The sequence below is a fragment of the Streptomyces sp. MB09-02B genome (assembly GCF_033794485.1).
Classification (GTDB): Bacteria; Actinomycetota; Actinomycetes; order Streptomycetales; family Streptomycetaceae; genus Streptomyces.
In genome coordinates this window covers 1-19,671 of sequence record NZ_JARGEE010000051.1, presented here as the reverse complement: position 1 = coordinate 19,671, position 19,671 = coordinate 1, and the positions used below count along the sequence as shown (strand labels likewise).

The 19,671-nt window shown below is 70.2% G+C and carries 14 protein-coding genes; 2 read left to right on the top strand and 12 right to left on the bottom strand.

Annotated elements, in window-relative coordinates:
• Positions 1 to 12 precede the first annotated feature (12 nt).
• From P1P70_RS10520 to P1P70_RS10510, 3 genes are read right to left on the bottom strand one after another with little or no spacing between them, the layout of a single operon-like run.
• Positions 13 to 2,031, bottom strand: a complete 2,019-nt coding sequence (locus P1P70_RS10520; protein WP_319236481.1) for an ABC transporter permease — start codon at positions 2,029 to 2,031, stop codon at positions 13 to 15.
• Entirely contained in the window at positions 2,028 to 3,116 is a 1,089-nt protein-coding gene (locus P1P70_RS10515) for a glycine betaine/L-proline ABC transporter ATP-binding protein (protein WP_319236480.1), read from the bottom strand. Before P1P70_RS10515 ends, P1P70_RS10520 begins: the two co-directional genes overlap by 4 nt.
• A 20-nt stretch (positions 3,117 to 3,136) precedes the next feature.
• On the bottom strand, positions 3,137 to 4,606 hold the full coding sequence (locus P1P70_RS10510; RefSeq protein WP_319236479.1) for an aldehyde dehydrogenase family protein: 1,470 nt from the start codon (positions 4,604 to 4,606) through the stop codon (positions 3,137 to 3,139).
• A gap of 223 nt (positions 4,607 to 4,829) precedes the next feature.
• Here P1P70_RS10510 and purU point away from each other — a divergent pair, with 223 nt between their 5' ends.
• The gene (gene purU, locus P1P70_RS10505; protein ID WP_319236478.1) at positions 4,830 to 5,705 is read left to right on the top strand and encodes a formyltetrahydrofolate deformylase; all 876 of its coding nucleotides are present in this window, start codon (positions 4,830 to 4,832) and stop codon (positions 5,703 to 5,705) included.
• Positions 5,706 to 5,870: 165 nt separating this feature from the next.
• Here purU and P1P70_RS10500 read toward each other — a convergent pair whose 3' ends face one another.
• Together P1P70_RS10500 and betA are read right to left on the bottom strand one after the other, a co-directional pair.
• On the bottom strand, positions 5,871 to 6,707 hold the full coding sequence (locus tag P1P70_RS10500) for a 5,10-methylenetetrahydrofolate reductase (protein ID WP_319236477.1): 837 nt from the start codon (positions 6,705 to 6,707) through the stop codon (positions 5,871 to 5,873).
• A gap of 3 nt (positions 6,708 to 6,710) precedes the next feature.
• The gene (betA, locus tag P1P70_RS10495) at positions 6,711 to 8,381 is read right to left on the bottom strand and encodes a choline dehydrogenase (RefSeq protein WP_319236476.1); all 1,671 of its coding nucleotides are present in this window, start codon (positions 8,379 to 8,381) and stop codon (positions 6,711 to 6,713) included.
• Between the two features lie 206 nt (positions 8,382 to 8,587).
• On the opposite strand from betA, the gene P1P70_RS10490 reads away from it, so the two are divergent.
• Positions 8,588 to 9,334 (top strand): IclR family transcriptional regulator, encoded by a 747-nt coding sequence (locus tag P1P70_RS10490; RefSeq protein WP_319236490.1) that lies wholly within the window; start codon positions 8,588 to 8,590, stop codon positions 9,332 to 9,334.
• A 1-nt stretch (position 9,335) separates the two neighbouring features.
• Here P1P70_RS10490 and P1P70_RS10485 read toward each other — a convergent pair whose 3' ends face one another.
• The 7 genes from P1P70_RS10485 to P1P70_RS10455 all read right to left on the bottom strand — a co-directional run.
• Complete coding sequence (locus P1P70_RS10485; RefSeq protein ID WP_319236475.1) at positions 9,336 to 10,466, bottom strand: aromatic ring-hydroxylating dioxygenase subunit alpha; 1,131 nt, start codon at positions 10,464 to 10,466, stop codon at positions 9,336 to 9,338.
• A 131-nt stretch (positions 10,467 to 10,597) separates the two neighbouring features.
• Positions 10,598 to 11,761, bottom strand: a complete 1,164-nt coding sequence (locus P1P70_RS10480) for an NAD(P)/FAD-dependent oxidoreductase (RefSeq protein WP_319236474.1) — start codon at positions 11,759 to 11,761, stop codon at positions 10,598 to 10,600.
• Positions 11,758 to 12,120 (bottom strand): bifunctional 3-phenylpropionate/cinnamic acid dioxygenase ferredoxin subunit, encoded by a 363-nt coding sequence (locus P1P70_RS10475; protein WP_319236473.1) that lies wholly within the window; start codon positions 12,118 to 12,120, stop codon positions 11,758 to 11,760. Before P1P70_RS10475 ends, P1P70_RS10480 begins: the two co-directional genes overlap by 4 nt.
• Positions 12,121 to 12,336: 216 nt before the next feature.
• Positions 12,337 to 14,094: a BCCT family transporter gene (locus P1P70_RS10470; protein WP_319236472.1), complete on the bottom strand. Its 1,758-nt coding sequence runs from the start codon at positions 14,092 to 14,094 to the stop codon at positions 12,337 to 12,339.
• A gap of 200 nt (positions 14,095 to 14,294) precedes the next feature.
• Positions 14,295 to 16,604, bottom strand: coding sequence for an FdhF/YdeP family oxidoreductase (locus P1P70_RS10465; protein WP_319236471.1), 2,310 nt, complete (start codon positions 16,602 to 16,604; stop codon positions 14,295 to 14,297).
• A gap of 304 nt (positions 16,605 to 16,908) precedes the next feature.
• Positions 16,909 to 17,994, bottom strand: coding sequence for an S-(hydroxymethyl)mycothiol dehydrogenase (locus P1P70_RS10460; RefSeq protein WP_319236470.1), 1,086 nt, complete (start codon positions 17,992 to 17,994; stop codon positions 16,909 to 16,911).
• 134 nt (positions 17,995 to 18,128) lie between these two features.
• Positions 18,129 to 19,671, bottom strand: a 1,543-nt coding sequence (locus tag P1P70_RS10455) for an ATP-binding SpoIIE family protein phosphatase (protein WP_319236469.1), incomplete at its 5' end; no start/stop codon positions are given.

The following is a 19,671-nucleotide window of genomic DNA, read 5'->3' as shown; positions in this document are numbered from 1 at the left end:
GTCAGTTGCTCCTTATGCACTGGTACGCCGCGCCGCGGCCTGAGTGATGCGGTCGAACATGACTCCGAGAAGGACGATGGCGAGCCCTGCGGCGAGCCCCTTCCCGAAGAGCTGGCCCTGCGAGAAACCGGCCACGACGTCGTAGCCGAGGGCGCCGGCACCTACCAGGCCGCCCACCACAACCATCGACAGCACGTAGATCAGGCCCTGGTTCGTGGCGAGAGTCAGGGCGCCGCGTGCCATCGGCAGCTGGACCTTGGTGATGATCTGCCAGGTGTTGCACCCGGCGGAGGTGGCCGCCTCCACGGTCGTCGCGGGCACGTTCCGCACCCCGTCCGCGATGATCTTCATCGCGACGGGGGCCGCGTAGACGATCGCGGCGACGATCGCCGTGAAACGGGTCGCGCCGAAGAGCGCGAGGAACGGCACCAGATAGACGAACGGCGGCATGACCTGTGCCGCGTCCAGGCTCGGCCGCAGCATGCGGTCCACCAGCCGGCTGCGGCCCATCCACACGCCGAAGCCGACACCGAGCAGCATCACGAGGACGGTGGCGACCACGGTCGACGCCAGCGTCGTCATGCTGTCGGACCACACCCCGGTGGCGACCAGCAGACCCACGCACACCGCCGTGGTGAAGCCGGCCCGCCAGCCGCCGAGGACGACACCGAGCGCGATCAGCACGGCGCCGACGAGCCACCACGGGGAGTCGGTGAGCAGCGACTGGAACGGGTTGAGCAGTCCGTTGGTGATGAGGTCGCGGACGAGGTTGGTGACGCCCGAGAGGTTGTCCTGCACCCAGGTCGTCGCGGTGTCGGCGGCGCGCGCGATGGAGCTGCCGATACCGCCCTCGCCGGGGAACTCCGCCGCCCACACATAGGTGTGCGACATGAAGACCAGGACGGCCGTGAGGACCGCGCCCGCGCCGAGCAGCGGCCGCCGCCAGGCGAGGAACCGGTTCTTCGAGCGCCGGGCCTCCTCCTCGCGTGTGCTGGCCGCGGTCGTGACCCGGTCGAGGACGATCGCCATGACGACGATGGACAGGCCCGCGTTGAAAGCCGTGCCCACGTCGAGCGACTGCAGCGCCTGGACGACGGTCTTGCCGAGCCCGGGAGCGTCGATCAGGGCCGCGATGGTCACCATGGCCAGGGCGGCCATGATGGTCTGGTTGACGCCCATCACCACCGTCCGCTTGGACATCGGCAGCAGGACCTTCAGCAGGGACTGGCGGCGCGTCGCCCCGAGCGAGTCGGCCGCCTCCACCGTCGTCTCCGGCACGGTCCGGATGGCGTGCGCGGTGATCCGGATCGCCGGAGGCGCCGCGTAGATCACCGTGGCGATGGTGGCGGAGGCTCCGCCGATGAGGAAGAAGAGGGTCAGCGGGGCCAGGTAGACGAAGGTCGGCATCGTCTGCATGAAGTCCAGGAGGGGCGTGATGATCCGGTTGACCCGGTCGGAGAGCCCCGCCCACACGCCGAGCGGGATCGCGAACAGCAGCGCCACGAACACGGCGGAGAGGGTGAGCGCCAGGGTGTCCATGCTCTCCTGCCACAGGCCCTGGAGGCCGAGGAAGGTGAAGCCGGCCACCGCCAGCAGCGCGACCCGCCAGTTGCCGAACGCCCAGGAGACATAGCCCGCGATGCCGACGACGCCGAGCCAGCCGATCTGCGGCAGGGGGCGGTCGGCGGAGGGCTGGGAGATCAGCTCCTGCACGAAGGTCACCAGGGTGTCGATGACCAGGCGGATCTCGTTGAAGAAGTACAGGAACAGGGGGTTGGAGTTGCGGTTCGCGCCGATGGAGTCGTTGACGTCGTTGAACCACCGGTGCAGATCGGTCAGGTCCGCCGCCCCGAGGGCGAGGGTCTGCCTGCCGCGCAGGACGGCGAAGAGCACCAGCCAGACGAGCAGGATCGCGCCGATCACCAGGGACCGGCTGACGCGGCGGGGTTCCGAGGCCGGGGCGGGCTCCTCGGCGGGCCGGGTCTTCTCCGGTCTGCCGGGCGGCTCGGTTTTCTCCACGACGACGGTCATCGCGCGCCGCCCTCCTGCCCGGCGACCACGGCGAGGATCTCCTCGTCGCCGACGATGCCGAGCAGCTTGCCGTTCTCGACGACCTTGACGGGCTTGTCGGCGGCGAGGACGGCGCGGGTGGCCTCCTTGACCACGACGTCCGGGCCCAGTTCGGGGCCGTCCAGGGCGTCGCCGTCCTCCAGGGGCCGCATGATCCAGCGCAGGGTGAGCACGTCGCCGCGGGGGACGTCCTTGACGAACTCGCGCACGTAGTCGTCGGCCGGGGCGCCGACCAGTTCGTCGCCGGTGCCGCACTGGACCATCTTGCCGTCGCGCATGATCAGGATGCGGTCGCCCAGCTTGAGGGCCTCGGAGAGGTCGTGGGTGATGAAGACCATCGTCTTGCCGACCTCGTGGTGCAGCCGGATGACCTCGTTCTGCATGTCGCGGCGGATCAGCGGGTCGAGCGCCGAGAACGGCTCGTCGAAGAAGAGCACGTCCGGATCGCCGGCCAGCGCGCGAGCCAGCCCGACCCGCTGCTGCATACCGCCGGAGAGCTGGTCGGGGTAGGACTTCTCGTAGCCGGCGAGACCGACCAGCTCGACGACCTCCTGGGCCCGTCTGACGCGCTCGGCCCTGCCCATGCCCCGGATCTCCAGCCCGAAGGCCACGTTGTCGACGACCCGGCGGTGGGGCAGCAGCCCGAAGTGCTGGAAGACCATGGAGAACTTGCGGCGGCGCAGCTCGCGCAGGCGTCTGTCGTCGGCCTGGCGGATGTCCTCGCCCTCGAAGACGACCTCGCCCGCGGTGGGTTCGATCAGCCGGGTCAGACATCGCACCAGGGTGGACTTGCCGGAGCCGGACAGGCCCATGACGACGAAGACCTCGCCGGGCGAGACGTCGAAGTGCACGTCGCGCACGGCGGCGGTGCAGCCGGTGCGGTCCATCAGTTCGCGGCGGGAGAGCCCGCACAGCTCCTCGGACTCCGGCACCCGGTCGGCCTTCGGCCCGAACACCTTCCACAGCCTGCGCACGGAGATGACCGGGGTGGGACCCGAGTCCTGGGGCGTGCCGCGCCGCTGCGGCACCTCGGTCTGGGTGGTCATGTTCGACCTTCTTTCGGCGTTCAGCCGCTGAACCAGCGCTGCGGCCGGGGTTGGATGTTCTGCCATATGTGTTTGGGCTCTCGGTACTCGTTCAGGCCGGTCGGTCCCAGCTCCCGGCCCACACCCGAATGCCCGAAACCGCCCCATTCCGCTTGCGGCACATAGGGGTGGTAGTCGTTGATCCACACGGTGCCGTGGCGCAGTCGCCGCGCGACGCGCTGGGCCTTGCCCGCGTCCTCGGTCCACACGGCACCGGCCAACCCGTACTCGGTGTCGTTGGCGATGCGCACGGCGTCGTCCTCGTCGGTGAAGCGCTCCACGGTGAGGACGGGCCCGAAGGACTCCTCGTGCACCACCCTCATGTCCTGCCGGCACTCGTCGAGGACGGTGGGCAGGTAGTAGTGGCCGTCCGCCAGCGCGGGGTCGTCGGGCCGGACGCCGCCGCAGCGCAGGACGGCTCCCTCGGCGAGGCCCGAGGCGACGTACGCCTCGACCTTCTCCCGGTGCTGCGCGGAGATCAGTGCCCCGGTCTCGGCCTCCGCGTCGTAGGGGCCGCCGAGGCGGATGAGCCGGGCGCGGCGGACCACCTCGTCGACGAAGCGGTCGTGCAGGGAGTCCTCGACGATGAGCCGGGCGCCGGCCGAGCACACCTGGCCGGAGTGCAGGAAGACGGCCGTGAGGGCGAAATCCACGGCCGTCTCGAAGTCGGCGTCGGCGAAGACGACGTTGGGGTTCTTGCCGCCCAGTTCGAGCGCGACCTTCTTCACGGTCGCGGCGGCGGTGGCCATGATCCGTCTGCCGGTGTCCAGGCCGCCGGTGAAGGAGACCATGTCGACGCGGGGGTCCTCGGAGAGCGGGGCGCCCACCTCGGGTCCGGCGCCCAGGACGAGGTTGGCCGCGCCGGCCGGGAGCCCGGCTTCCTCCAGCGCCTTCATCAGCAGGATGGAGGTGGAGGGGGTCAGCTCGCTGGGCTTGAGGACGATCGTGTTGCCGGCCAGGAGTGCCGGGGCGACCTTCCAACTGGCTTGCAGGAGAGGGTAGTTCCAGGGAGTGATCAGTGCGCACACCCCGACCGGCTCGTGGACGACCCGGCTGACGGCGTCGTCGCGGCCGGTGTCGATCACCCGTCCGGCGTCGGTGCCCGCGAGGCCGCCGTAGTAGCGGAAGCAGGAGACGACGTCGGCGATGTCGTACTCGCTCTCCACCACCCGCTTGCCGGTGTCGAGGGACTCGGCGCGGGCGAAGCTCTTGGTGTCGCGCTCGATGATGTCGGCGGCGCGCAGCAGCAGTGCGCCGCGCTCCCGCTCGGGGGTGTTCGGCCAGGGGCCGGTGTCGAAGGCCTCCCGGGCCGCGGCGATCGCCGCCTCGGTGTCGGGGCGCGTTCCTTCCGAGACGGTCGCCGTGAGCGTGCCGTCAGCGGGACATCGGATCTCCCGGTGACCGCCGGCCACCGGAGCCCGCCATTCGCCATTCACATACAGGTCTGCCACGCGCCGAGCCTTCCGACTGAAATTCGTTGCGCATCGTGCACCCGATTGCTTGTGATGGAACACCCTGTCGCCTGGTCAGACGGACGTCAAGATGTTCGCCGATGACGATTTGGCCATGCGACCACTTACCCGCCCACCCTTGACCGCAAGCCACACCGAGCCGACCATGTTGCGTATCGCTCACCTTGTTGTGCAATACGCACCGACGGAGGCCACCGTGTCCATGAGGTTCCCCCGACCGCAACCTGGCCGTGAGTTCGTCCTGACCCTTTCCTGCCCCGACAGTGCCGGGCTGGTCCACGCCGTGAGCGGCTATCTCGTCAGGAACTCCGGAAACATCCTGGAAAGCCAGCAGTTCGACGACCGACTCCAGGGCCGCTTCTTCATGCGGGTCCACTTCGACGTCTCCGACCCGAACGTGGACCTGGAGGGCCTGCGGTACCGCTTCGGCCCCGTCGCCCAGGCCTACGGCATCTCGTGGTCCCTCAGCGACGCCGCCACGCCGACCCGGACCCTGATCATGGTGTCCAAGTTCGGGCACTGCCTGAACGACCTGCTCTTCCGCCAGCGGGCGGGCGCCCTCAACATCGAGATCCCCGCGATCGTCTCCAACCACCGGGAGTTCGAGAAGCTCGCGGAGACGTACGACATCCCCTTCCACCACGTGCCGGTCACCCGGGACACCAAGCCCGAGGCCGAGGCGCGGCTCCTCGAACTCGTCCGTGACCTGGACGTCGACCTGGTCGTCCTGGCGCGCTACATGCAGATCCTCTCCGACGACCTGTGCAAGGAGCTGGAAGGCCGAGCCATCAACATCCACCACTCCTTCCTCCCCAGCTTCAAGGGCGCGCGCCCCTACGACCAGGCCTACGACCGCGGGGTGAAGCTCGTCGGCGCGACGGCGCACTATGTGACGTCGGACCTGGACGAGGGCCAGATCATCGAGCAGGACGTGGTCCGGGTGGACCACTCGCTGGACCCCGGCGCGCTGGTCACGGTCGGGCGGGACGTGGAGGCCCAGGTGCTCGCGCACGCGGTGAAGTGGCACAGCGAGAGCCGGGTGATGGTGGAGGGCAACCGCACGGTCGTCTTCCGCTGAGCGGGACGGCCTCCGTATACGAACGACAGGTACGACACGACACGACACGAACGCCGGACGGGCTGGGAGCCCGTCCGGCGTTCGGCGTTCGGCGTTCGGCGTTCGGCGTTCGGCGTTCGGCGTTCGGCGTTCCGCGTTCCGCGTTCCGCGTGAGGGAGGGGACGCTCAGCCCTCCAGCCGGTCCAGCAGGGCCCGCCGCCACCTCTCCGTCTCCGCGATCTGGTTGAAGGTGAACAGGTGCAGTCCCGCCACCCCGGACGCGGGGTCGGTGAGGGCGCTCTCGGTGCGGGTGAGCAGCTTCTCGGGCGAGTAGCCGCCGGGCGCGGCGAAGCGCACGAACCACGACGCGTGCTTGCTCAGGAAGCGGGTCGACTCCCCCACCCCGATCTTCGTCGCCATGGCCAGCAGCTTCGCCCGCTGCACGGGCCCCGCGACGCCCACATGCACCGGCAGGGTCACGCCCCGGCGCCGTACCCGGACGAGCCAGTCCCCGAGGACCCGCGGGTCGAAGCAGAGGTTGCTCACGATGTACGTGGCGTGCTCGCGCTTGTCCCACATCGCCTGGACGGTGACGTCGTCGTGGATGAGCGGATGGCTCTCGGGATAGCCGGTGACGCCGACGTGGGTGAACGGCCCGCCCAGCTCGCCCAGTCGGCGCAGCACCGGCAGCGCCCCGTCGTAGGACCCGGCCGGCGGGTCCGCGTCGCCCGCCGGGACGAACACGTCGTCCACGCCCGCCTCGCGCAGCCGGCCCGCGACCTCCTTGAGGTGCAGGTCGTCCCGCAGGAGCCGGGCGGGGACGTGCGGGACGACCCGGTAGCCGTGCGCGGCGAGCCGGCCCGCGAGATCGAGGGTGGGTTCCAGGCCCTTGACCGGCGACGCCGTCACGGTGACGACGACATCGCGCGGGACATGGGCGAGCACCTTCTCCTCGGTCGCCTTCGCCGGCAGCACCTCGTAGCGGACGGTTCTCAGCAGTGCGTGCAGCCCCCCGGTGCCCAAGGTCTAGTCCGCCTGCTTCTGGACGTCACGGTGGCGGTAGTACGCGGCCTTCGACGCCGGCAGCGGCTCCTTGCCGAGAATCAGGTCGGCGGCCTTCTCGGCGATCATCATCACCGGCGCGTAGATGTTGCCGTTGGTGACATAGGGCATGACGGAGGCGTCCACGACCCGCAGGCCGTCCACGCCGTGCACGCGCATGCTGGTGGGGTCGACGACGGACATCTCGTCGGTGCCCATCTTGCAGGTGCAGGACGGATGCAGGGCGGTCTCGCCGTCCTTGGCGACCCAGGCGAGGATCTCCTCGTCCGACTCGACGGACGGTCCGGGCGAGACCTCCCCGTCGTTGTAGGGGGCGAGCGCGGGCTGGTTGAGGAGCTTGCGGGCCACCCGGATCGCCTCGACCCACTCGCGGCGGTCCTGCTCGGTGGAGAGGTAGTTGAAGCGCAGCGCGGGGTGCTGTCGCGGATCCTTGCTCTTGATCTTCACCGAGCCGATGGCGTCGGAGTACATGGGCCCGACGTGCACCTGGTAGCCGTGGCCGCCTGCCGGTACGGAGCCGTCGTAACGGACCGCGATCGGCAGGAAGTGGAACATCAGGTTGGGATAGTCGACGTCCTCGTTGCTGCGGGCGAACCCGCCGGCCTCGAAGTGGTTGGTGGCGGCCGGGCCCTTGCGGAAGAGCCACTGGAGCCCGATGAAGGGCGCACGCCACTTCGCCAGGTACGGCTGCATGGAGACGGGCTGCTTGCAGGCGTACTGGATGTAGACCTCCAGGTGGTCCTGCATGTTCTCGCCGACGCCCGGGAGGTCGTGCACGACGTCGATGCCCAGCGCCCGGAGTTCCTCGGCGTTGCCCACGCCCGAGAGCTGAAGCAGCTGCGGGGAGTTGATCGCGCCGCCGCAGAGGATGACCTCCTTGGCGCGGACCTGCTTCGGGGCGCCCTTGCCGCGCTGGTACTCGACGCCGACGGCCTTCTTGCCTTCGAAGAGGACCCGGGTGACGAGGGCGCGGGTGGTGACGGTGAGGTTGGGACGTCTGCGGACGGGCTTCAGGTACGCCTTCGACGCCGAGAGCCGACGACCGCGGTGGACGTTCCGGTCGAACTTGGCGAAACCTTCCTGTCTGTAGCCGTTGACGTCCTCGGTGGGGGCGTAGCCCGCCTCCTCGGTGGCTTTCAGAAAGGCGCCGAAGAGGGGGTTGGTCGCCGGGCCGCGCTCCAGGACGAGGGGGCCGTCGTGGCCGCGGAACTCGTCGTCCGGATCGGCCGCGAGACAGTTCTCCATGCGCCGGAAGTACGGCAGACAGTGCGCGTAGTCCCAGGCCTCCATGCCCGGGTCGGCCGCCCAGCGCTCATAGTCCATGGGGTTGCCGCGCTGGAAGATCATGCCGTTGATGCTGCTGGACCCGCCCAGCACCTTGCCGCGCGCGTGGTAGACGCGGCGGCCGCCCATGTGGGGCTCGGGCTCGGACTCGTACTTCCAGTCGTAGAAGCGGCTGCCGATCGGATAGGTCAGCGCCGCGGGCATGTGGATGAAGACGTCCCACGGGAAGTCCGTCCGGCCCGCCTCCAGGACCAGCACTCGGTTCGCCGGGTCGGCGGACAGCCTGTTTGCCAGTGCACTGCCCGCGGAACCACCACCGACGATGACGAAGTCGTACTGCACAGGAGCCATGGTGCCTCGTCTCGCTCGCGCCGTAGATATGCGAGGCATGCTAGACCGGTAGCGTTATACGCACCAGGTTGCGAACCGCGCAACTTATGGAACTTGGTTTCGCGACGGTTACTTGCAGGTGTGTTGTTTACTGCGCGTATAGTTTCACTGTGAGCAACTACAGCCTTGACACGGAAACGTCGAATTCACACGCGGGCGCGGGCGGCGTGCAGTCGGTGGACCGCGCCATCAGCGTCCTGGAGATCCTCGCTCAGCGCGGCGAAGCCGGGGTCAGCGAGGTGGCGGCGGAGATCGAGGTGCACAAGTCCACGGCCTTCCGTCTCCTCGGCGCCCTGGAGGCGCGCGGTCTGGTGGAGCAGGCCGGCGAGCGCGGCAAGTACCGGCTCGGTTTCGGCATCGTGCGTCTGGCCGGTGCGGTCACGGGGCGTATCGACATCACCCAGCAGGGCCGTCCCGTCTGCGAGCGGCTGGCCGAGGAGATCGGCGAGACCGTCAACATCGCCGTGATGCAGGAGCATTACGCGATCAACCTGTACCAGGTGCGCGGACCGGGGGCCATCACCGCGCACAACTGGGTGGGCCAGCTGACTCCCCTGCACGCCACGTCGAGCGGCAAGATCCTGCTGGCCCACATGCCGGCGAAGGAGCGCGCCGCACTGCTCTCGGACGTGGGCATGAAGAAGGTCACCCCGCACACCATCACCGCGAAGACGAAGCTGGAGAAGAACCTCCTCGCCGCACGGGAGCGGGGCTACGCCTTCACGCTGGAGGAGTTGGAGATCGGCCTGCACGCCATGGCCGCACCCGTTCGCAACCGGGACGGCGAGGTCATCGCCGCCCTCAGTGCCTCCGGCCCCGCCTACCGGTTCACCGAGGAGCGCCTGCACGAGCTGTCCCCGGTGCTGCTCAAGGGCGCCGCCGAGATCAGCCACCGGATGGGTTACCTGGGCTGATTCAGCCCTGCGGGGCGCCGAGGCGCTCGTTCACCCAGTCGTGGAACGCGCCGATGTGGTGCTCGCTGGGCACCAGCACACCGCCCTTGGCGTACAGCCGGGAGCTCATGCCGGGCTGGGTCCGCTCGCAGGCCTCGAAGTCCTGGAGGTTGACCCGGTCGAAGAGTTCCACGGACCGGCTGACGTCCTTGCCGCTCTCGACGACGTGCGGCAGATACAGCCAGTCGCACTCGACGATCGTGCGGTCCACGGACACCGGGTACATGCGGTGGAAGATCACGTGGTCGGGCACGAGGTTGATGAAGACCTGCGGCCGGACGGTGATCGCGTAGTAACGGCGGTCCTGGTCCTCGGCGACGCCCGGAATACGGTCCAGCCCCTCGGAGCCGTCGACCGTGAACCCCTGCACCTCCTCACCGAACTCCGCGCCGTGGCCCACGTAGTACTGCGCGGCGTACCCGTCAGCGAACTCCGGCAGCACCTCGGTCAGTTCGGGATGGATCGTGGCGCAGTGGTAGCACTCCATGAAGTTCTCGATGATCAGCTTCCAGTTCGCCTTCACGTCGTACGTGATCCGGCGCCCCACGGACAGGTTGTCGATGTCGTACCGCTCGATCGACTCGACGTCGCCGAGCCGGGCGACGACCTCACCGATGACGTCCTCCTCGAAGGACGGCGGGTTCTCCGCGAGACAGACCCAGACATAACCGAGCCATTCCCGCACCGCGACGCTCACCAGGCCGTACTCGGTACGGCCCACGTCGGGCATCTTGGTGAGGTTGGGCGCGGCGACGAGCTTGCCGTCCAGGCCGTACGTCCAGGCGTGGTACGGGCACTGGAAGGCCCTCTTGACCTCGCCGGACTCCTCGGTACAGAGCTTGGCCCCGCGATGCCGGCAGACGTTGAAGTACGCGCGGATCGAGTTGTCCCGGGCCCGGGTGACGAGGATGCTCTCGCGGCCCACGTCGACGGTGCGGAAGGCACCGGGCTTCGCCAGCTCGGAGGCGCGGGCCACACAGAACCACATGGTCTCGAAGATGTGCTCCTGCTCCTGGGCGAAGACCACCGGATCGGTGTAGGAGGAACCGGGAAGAGTGGCGATCAGGCTGTCGGGCAGGCTGGTCGAGGTCACGGGGGCACTCCTCGGGGAACGTCGCGGAGGGGTCTTGCGGACGCCGGGAGGAACGACTCCGATCGGCGTTGTGTATGGAGCAACGCTGCGCGCTGTGGGCAACCGCAGCATGGGGTGACGCCGGGGCGGTGTCAAGACGTGGCGGCGGCCAGTTCCTTGCGCACCCGCATGAACAGCCGCGGCTGGTTCATCCCGAGCACGGCGACCGGCCGACCGGCGCGCCGGTAGACGGCGAGGACGTCGCGGTCCTCGGCCGCGCCCGCCTCGACGGTGACGCTGTCCGCCTCGGCCGCGTGGCCGGCGAACTGGATGCGGACGCCGTACTGGTCGGACCAGAAGTAGGGCGGCCTGGGCACACCCGGCTCGACCGCGCCCTGAGCCAGCAGGGTGGCGATCGCGGCCTCCGGGCGCTCGCGCGCGCCGGTCCAGTGCTCCACGCGGCGGTGCCGGCCCGCGCGGGGGTCGTACCAGTTGGCGCAGTCGCCGACCGCGACCACACCGGCGAGGCTGGTACGGCCGTCGGCGCCGCACTTCACGCCGTTGTCCAGCGCGATACCGGAACCGGCCAGCCATTCGACGCACGGGCTGGCCCCGACGCCCACGACGACGATGTCGGCGGGGATGCCGCGGCCGTCCTCCAGCAGGACGGCGTCGACCCGGTGCTCGCCGCTCAGCCCCTTGACGCCCACGCCGCACAACAGGCGTACGCCGTGGTCGGCGTGGAGGCCGGAGACGACGGCGCCCATGGTGTCGCCGAGCGGTCCGGCGAGCGGGGTCGACGCCGCCTCCACGACGGTCACCTCAAGACCGAGGGTGTACGCGGTGGAGGCGACCTCGGCGCCGATGAAGCCGCCGCCGATCACCACCAGGCGTCCGCCGCGTGCCAGTTCGTCCCGCAGGGCGCGGGCGTCGTCCAGGGTGCGCAGGGTGTGCACTCCGGCGAGGCCCTCCGAGCCGGGCAGGGCGCGCGCCACGGCTCCGGTGGCGATGACGAAGCCGTCGGCACGCACCTCACGTCCGTCGGCGAGACGGACGGCGCGCGCGGTGTGGTCGAGTCCGGTGGCCCGGGCGCCGAGCAGCCATTCGGCCGCCAGGTCCTCGCCGTCCGTCTCCAGGGCGAGTTCGGCCTCGCCCAGGGTCCCGGCCAGGAACTCCTTGGAGAGCGGGGGCCGGTCGTAGGGGCGGTGCAGCTCGTCGCCGATGACGACGAGGCGGCCGTCGAAGCCCTGCTTGCGCAGGGAGCGGGCCGCCGACAGGCCGGCGAGGGAGGCGCCGACCACGGCGACGGTCCTCACGCGGGACCCCCGGCGAGCCTGGCGGAGATGCAGGGCGGCAGGTTGGGGGCGTCCGTGGAGAGTTGGACGTAGATCATGCCGTCCTCGACGACGACCTCGTGCGTCCTGACCGGCAGCTTGGCCGGCGGGGAGTCGACCGCGCCGGTGCGCAGGTCGAACTTGGAGGCATGCAGCGGGCATTCCACCTCGCAGCCCTCCAGCCAGCCGTCGGCGAGCGAGGCGTCCTGGTGGGTGCAGGTGTCGTCGATGGCGAAGACCTCGCCGTCGTCGGTGTGGAACACCGAGACCGGCGGGTCGGTGTCGAGCCGGAAGGCCTCACCTCGCGGGAGATCCGCGAGACGGCACGCGGGAATCATCATGACACCTCGGGTGCATATAGCGAAACGGATTGCGGTAAGCGCAACATCAGTCTGGGGTCGCCCCGAACCCTTGTCAAGGCATCCAGAGGGCCCCTCTGGGCCACTTGTCGCGTTGCGGTATCCAAAACCCGCCTCACATAGAACAACGCGAGCCCGGCGGGGTCATGGCCGCACAGGGCGGTGCCAGGACCCCGCCGGGCGGCGGGTGCGCCGGTCTCAGACGGCGGAGGTGGGGGACGGCGCGGACTCCTCGGTCCGCTCGGGCGGCGCGGTCTGCGTGCCGTCCGTGGACGTGGCGGGGCCGATACGGAGTTCGAAGTCCCCGTCGTACTTCTCGTGGCCGGCGATGACGGCCGTCTCGATGGCCTCCTTGCCCATGCGTCCGCGGATGATGAGCGGATCGTGGCGCAGATCCCGGTTGAGCGCGACGCACAACCCGATCATCACCAGGGTGAAAGGTGCCGCCGCGAGGATGGTGAGGTTCTGCAGCCCGGTGAGCGCGTCGCCCTTGCCGCCGCCGATGAGCAGCATGACGGCGGCGACCGCTCCGGTCAGCACACCCCAGAACACCACGACGCCCCGGGACGGTTCGAGGGAGCCCCGCTGCGAGAGCGTCCCCATCACGATGGACGCGGCGTCGGCGCCGGAGACGAAGAAGATGCCGACGAGGACCATGACGACGATGCTCGTCACCGTGGCGATCGGGTACTGCTGGAGCACGTCGAAGAGCTGACCCTGGGCGGTCGCGGCGTCGCTCAGCCGACCGGAGTCCTGGAGGTGCATCGCCGAGCCGCCGAAGACGGCGAACCAGAGCAGGCTGACGCTGCTGGGGACCAGGATGACGCCGCCGACGAACTGCCGGATGGTGCGGCCGCGGCTGATGCGGGCGATGAACATGCCGACGAAGGGCGTCCAGGAGATCCACCACGCCCAGTAGAAGACCGTCCAGCCGGCCAGCCAGTCGGCGACGCCCTTGCCGCTGGAGGCCTCGGTACGGCCCGCCATCTGGGCCAGGTCGCCGAAGAAGGCACCTACGGAGGTGGGCAGCAGGTCGAGGATGAAGATGGTCGGGCCGGCCAGGAAGACGAAGAGGGCGAGCCCCACCGCCAGCACCATGTTGGTGTTGGACAGCCACTGGATGCCCTTCTCGATCCCGGACACCGCCGAGGCGACGAACGCCACGGTCAGCACCGCGATCACGACGACCAGCAGTCCGGTGCCGACCGACCCCAGCCAGCCCAGTCCGGTGAAGCCGCTGCCGATCTGGAGGGCGCCGAGCCCCAGGGACGCCGCCGAGCCGAAGAGGGTGGCGAAGATGGCGAGGATGTCGATGGCCCGGCCGGGCCAGCCGTTCACCCGCTTCTCACCGAGCAACGGGGTGAACACCGCGCTGATCAGCTGGCGACGACCGCGCCGGAAGGTGCTGTAGGCGATGGCGAGGCCCACGACCGCGTACATCGCCCACGGGTGGAGCGTCCAGTGGAAGAGGGTGGTGGCCATGGCGGTCTCCATGGCCTGGTTGGCGTCGGCCGGGTCGGTGCCCGGCGGCGGCGCGACGAAGTGCGAGAGCGGCTCGCTCACTCCGTAGAACATCAGGCCGATACCCATGCCCGCGCTGAACATCATGGCGATCCAGGACACGGTGCGGAACTCCGGCTCCTCACCCTCCTTTCCGAGGGTGATCCGCCCGTAGCGGCTCATCGCCAGCCAGAGGGCGAAGACCACGAAGCCCGAGGCGGCGAGGACGAAGGCCCAGCCGCCGTTGCGGATCGTTCCGTCCAGCAGCTTCCCGGACACGCTCTCCAGCGTGTCGGTCGCCGCGGCTCCCCACACGACGAAGGCCAGGGTGAGGGCCGCGGCGACACCGAAGACGACGAGGTCGGTCCGGGGGCGGGCGGCGGCCGCACCGCCTCCCGGCGGATCCTCCCCGACGGGATGACCTGGGCTCCCGTTGTGTTCGCGGGTAGTGCTCATCGGCTCGTCCTTTCCACAGACGGCAGGGGACGTTCTCTGTCGCGGACGACGGCTGCGCGACCGAGCAAGCAGGGAGATGTGGGGGCGGAGGGTGGTGACTACCAGGTGGTGACACCACTCGAACCAGGTTGCGGATGATGCACCTGGATTCACTATGGGCAACACAATCTGACGCCTCAGGGAGGCTGTCAAGGGTCCCGTCAAGAAAGAGTCGAGGTGGAGACCGGCTCCAGACGGACGACGATCGACTTCGACGTGGGGGTGTTGCTGATCGCCGCCGTGGAGTCCAGGGGGACCAGGACGTTGGTCTCGGGAAAGTAGGCGGCGCAGCAGTCGCGGGGTGTCGGGTAGGGCACCACGCGGAAGGCCGGGGCCCTGCGCTCCACGCCGTCCTCGTACTCGCTGACGATGTCGACGAGGTCCCCGTCGGCCAGGCCGCGGTCGGCGAGGTCGTCGGGGTGCACGAAGAGGACCCGGCGGCCCTGGCGGATGCCGCGGTAGCGGTCGTCCAGGCCGTAGACGGTGGTGTTGTACTGGTCGTGGGAGCGGAGCGTCTGCAGCAGCAGCCGGCCCGGCGGCACATGGGGCCGCTCCAGCGGATTGGCGGTGAAGTTGGCCAGCCCCGTGGCGGTGGTGAACCGGCGTTCGTCGCGCGGCGGGTGGGGCAGCGCGAAGCCGCCCGGCTCGCGCACCCGGTGGTTGAAGTCCTGGAAGCCGGGGATCACGCGGGCGATGCGGTCGCGAACGGTGTCGTAGTCCGACTCGAAGTCCCCCCAGGGCACGTGGGAGCCCGCTTCCCCGAGCGCGGCCCGTGCCATCCGGCAGATGATCGCGACCTCGCTCAGCAGGTGCTCGGAGGCGGGGGCGAGCCGCCCCCGGGAGAGGTGCACCATGCCCATGGAGTCCTCGACCGTGACCAGCTGGGGCCCGCCGGGCCGCAGGTCGGCCTCGGTCCGGCCGAGACAGGGGAGGATGAGCGCCTGTTCGCCGGCGACGACGTGCGAGCGGTTGAGCTTGGTGGAGATCTGCACGGTGAGGCGGCAGTTGCGCAGGGCCCGCTCGGTCTGGTCGGTGTCGGGGGCGGCGGCGACGAAGTTGCCGCCGAGTGCGACGAAGACGCGTACGTCGCCGTCACGCATGGCGCGGATGCTCTCGACCGCGTCGTGGCCGTGGTGCCTCGGGGGCGTGAACGCGAACTCGGCGCCGAGCGCGTCCAGGAAGGCGTCGTCCGGTTTCTCGTAGATGCCCATGGTGCGGTCGCCCTGCACGTTGGAGTGGCCGCGCACCGGGCAGAGACCGGCGCCCGGGCGGCCTATGTTGCCGCGCAGCAGGAGGAAGTTGACGACGTCCCGGATGGTGGGGACCGAGTGCCTGTGCTGGGTGAGGCCCATCGCCCAGCAGACGACGATCTTCTCGGCGGCCAGCACCTCGCGGAACGCGGCCCTGATCTCTTCCTCGGGCAGACCGGTGGCCGTCACGATGTCGCCCCAGGACACCTTGCGGGCGTGCTCGGCGAACTCCTGGAAGCCGTGCGTGTGTCGGTCGATGAAGGACGTGTCGAGACAGGTGCCGGGGGCCTCGTCCTCCGCCTCCAGCAGCATGCGGTTGAAGGCCTGGAACAGCGCTTGGTCCCCGCCCAGCCTGATCTGCAGGAACCGGTCGGCCAGGCGGGTGCCGCCGCCGATGACGCCGGACGGCTTCTGGGGGTTCTTGAAGCGCAGCAGTCCGGCCTCGGGCAGGGGGTTGACCGCGATGATCCGGGCGCCCCGGCGCTTGGCGGTCTCCAGCGAGGAGAGCATCCGGGGGTGGTTGGTGCCGGGGTTCTGGCCGACCACGAGGACGAGGTCGGCGTCGTGGAGGTCTTCCAGGGTGACGCTGCCCTTGCCGATCCCGATGGTCTCCGTCAGGGCCGAACCGCTGGACTCGTGGCACATGTTGGAGCAGTCGGGCAGGTTGTTGGTGCCGAGCATCCGGACGAAGAGCTGGTAGAGGAACGCGGCCTCGTTGCTCGCCCGGCCGGAGGTGTAGAAGGCGGCCTGGTCGGGTCGGTCGAGCGCGGCGAGTTCACGGGCGATCACGGCGAACGCGTCGTCCCAGGAGATCGGCCGATAGCGGTCGTCGCCGGCCGCGCGGTACATGGGGTGGGTCAGTCGGCCCTGCTGTCCGAGCCAGTAGTCGCTGCCGGGGAGCAGGTCCTCCAGCGTGTGCTCGGCGAAGAAGTCCGGGGTGACCCGGCGGACGGTGGCCTCCTCGGCCACGGCCTTCGCCCCGTTCTCGCAGAACTCGGCCCGGTGCCGGTGCTCCGGCTCGGGCCAGGCGCAGCCGGGACAGTCGAAGCCCTCCTTCTGGTTGACCCGCAGCAGGGTGAGCAGGCTCCGGCGGGCACCCATCTGCTCGCCGGCGTGCCGCAGGGAGGAGGTGACCGCGGGGAGGCCTGCGGCGTACTCCTTCGGGGGGCCGACCCGCAGCCGGGCGTCGCCGGGGTCCTCGACAGGTGCGTTGCGAGTCATCTGAAGCGCCACTCCGGGACGTAGGGGAATCGGAGCCGTTCCGTGTCGCCGGGCCTCTCGACCCGGCGGGCGGGCCGCCCCGGACATCAGCGTTGCGAAGTGCACAACAGTGCCGCGATACGCAACGAGAACAAGAAAGCGTGACGCGTGATCCCCTGTCAAGACCGGTGCGCCACCCGATCGACGAGGGGCCTCCAGGTCCCGGGACACGGCGACGAGCCGTGTCCGGAGGCCCCGGCCACGGCTCGTCCGTCGCGTTCCGCGCTACGCCTACGCGGCCGCGATCCGCCCTGTCACCGGCCCGTCAGAGGACCACCACCGAGCGCAGGACGTCGCCGCCGTGCATCCGCTCGAAGGCCTTCTCCACGTCGTCGAGCCCGATGGTCTCCGTGACGAAGGTGTCCAGGTCCAGGCGCTTCTGGAGGTAGAGGTCGATGAGCATGGGGAAGTCGCGGTCGGGCAGGCAGTCGCCGTACCAGGAGGACTTCAGGGCGCCGCCGCGGCCGAAGACGTCGAGGAGGGGCAGTTCGAGCTTCATCTCCGGGGTGGGGACGCCGACGAGGACGACCGTGCCGGCCAGGTCACGGGCGTAGAAGGCCTGCTTGTACGTCTCCGGGCGGCCGACCGCCTCGATCACGACGTCGGCGCCGAAGCCACCGGTCAGCTCACGGATCGCCTCGACGGGGTCGGTCTCGCGGGAGTTGACCGTGTGGGTGGCGCCCAGCTTCCTGGCGGTCTCCAGCTTGTGGTCGTCGATGTCCACCGCGATGATCTTCGCGGCGCCCGCCAGCTCGGATCCGACGACCGCCGCGGCCCCGACGCCGCCGCAGCCGATGACGGCGACCGTGTCGCCCCGGCCGACGTTCCCGGTGTTGATCGCGGCACCGATGCCCGCCATCACCCCGCAGCCCAGCAGCCCGGCGACCGCCGGCGACGCGGCCCGGTCGACCTTGGTGCACTGGCCGGCGGCGACGAGTGTCTTCTCCGCGAAGGCGCCGATGCCCAGCGCCGGGGAGAGCTCGGTGCCGTCGAGCAGGGTCATCTTCTGCTTCGCGTTGTGGGTGGCGAAGCAGTACCAGGGGCGCCCGCGTCGACAGGCCCGGCAACTCCCGCACACGGCACGCCAGTTGAGGATGACGAAATCACCGGGGGCGACGTCTGTGACGCCCGCCCCCACCGACTCCACCACACCGGCGGCCTCGTGGCCGAGCAGGAAGGGAAAGTCGTCGTTGATCCCGCCCTCGCGATAGTGCAGGTCGGTGTGGCAGACCCCGCAGGCCTCGACCTTCACCAGCGCCTCACCCGGCCCGGGGTCCGGCACGACGATCGTTTCCAGGCTGACGGGGGCACCCTTGCCCCGCGCGACGACAGCACGGACCTGGTGAGCCATGGCCACTCCTCGGCTGGTACGAGACCTGTGTCTGATGTTTCTCATTGCGATACGCATAGCGCGTACCGCAACACAGCATCGTGGAGTGCCGACCGGGGGTCAAGAAGTCCGCGGTCGTCCGCGCCGCGCGGGGACTACGCCTGCCGCTCCTCGTCGGGGAGTGCCTGCTCGGCCCAGATGGTCTTGCCCGTGCGGGTGTGGCGGCTGCCCCAGCGCTGGGTGAGCTGCGCGACGAGCAGGAGGCCCCGGCCGCCCTCGTCGAAGGCGCGGGCCCGGCGCATGTGCGGGGCGGTGGCGCTGGAGTCGGAGACCTCGCAGATCAGGGTGGCCTCACGGATCAGGCGCAGCTGTATCGGGGACCCGCCGTAGCGGATGGCGTTGGTGACCAGCTCGCTGACGACGAGTTCGGTGACGAAGGAGAGCTCCGCCAGCTGCCAGGCGGCGAGCTGGTCGCAGGCCAGTTTGCGGGCCTGCCCCACGAACGCGGGGTCGGCGGGTACGTCCCAGACGGCGACGCGGTCGGCGTCCAGTGCCCGGGTCCGGGCCAGCAGCAGGGCCACGTCGTCGACGGGGCGGTCCGTCAGCAGGCTCCCCAGGACCTGGTCACAGGTCTCCTCCAGCGGACGGCCCGTGCCACCGAGGGCCTGGCGCAGCCGGGCGAGCCCGTCGTCCAGATCGCGGCCGGCCGCCTGGACGAGGCCGTCGGTGTAGAGGGCGAACACGCTGCCCTCGGGGACGTCGAACTCGGCGGTCTCGAAGGGCAGACCGCCCACGCCCAGCGGTGGGCCGATCGGCAGGTCCAGGAAGGCCGCCCCGCCGTCCGGGGCGATCAGGGCCGGTGGCGGGTGCCCGGCGCGGGCCATGGAACAGCGGCGTGCGACGGGGTCGTACACGGCGTACAGACAGGTGGCCCCGATCTCGCCCGGGCTCTCCGCGTCCTCGGCCTCGTCCGCCGTCCGCTCCGAGTCCAGCCGCAGCACGATGTCGTCGAGCTGGGTGAGCAGCTCGTCCGGGGCTAGGTCGACGTCGGCCAGGGTGCGTACGGCTGTCCGGAGCCGGCCCATGGTGGCGGACGCCTGGACGCCGTGGCCGACGACGTCGCCCACGACCAGTCCCACCCGGGCTCCGGAGAGCGGAATGACGTCGAACCAGTCGCCCCCGATCCCGGCGCGGGTGCTGGCCGGCTGGTAGCGGGAGGCGACCTCGACGGCGGCCTGCCGGGGTGCGCGGTGGGGCAGGAGGCTGCGTTGCAGTTCGAGGGCGATGGCACGTTCGCGGGTGTAGCGGCGGGCGTTGTCGACACAGACGGCGGCGCGGGCGGCGAGTTCCTCGGCCAGCAGCAGGTCGTCCTCGCCGAAGGACTCGGCCGTGCGGTGCCGGGAGAGGATCGACAGGCCGAGGGTGAGGCCGCGGGCGCGCAGCGGCACGGCCATGATCGAGTGGATGCCGTGCACCTCGATGCTGCGGGCGCGCTCGGACGAGCCCCCCGCCCACCGCAGCCCGGTGATGTCGTCGACCTCGTACAACAGGGCACGCCCGGTGGCCAGCGCGCGGCCCGACGGGGACCCCTCGTCGTAGGTGTGTGTGTTGCCGACCGGCACGACGGCTTCGGGGCAGCCCCCCCACCCGGACGGTTGGGCGGCGCGCGGAAAACTGTCCCTAAAAACAAACCCCCCC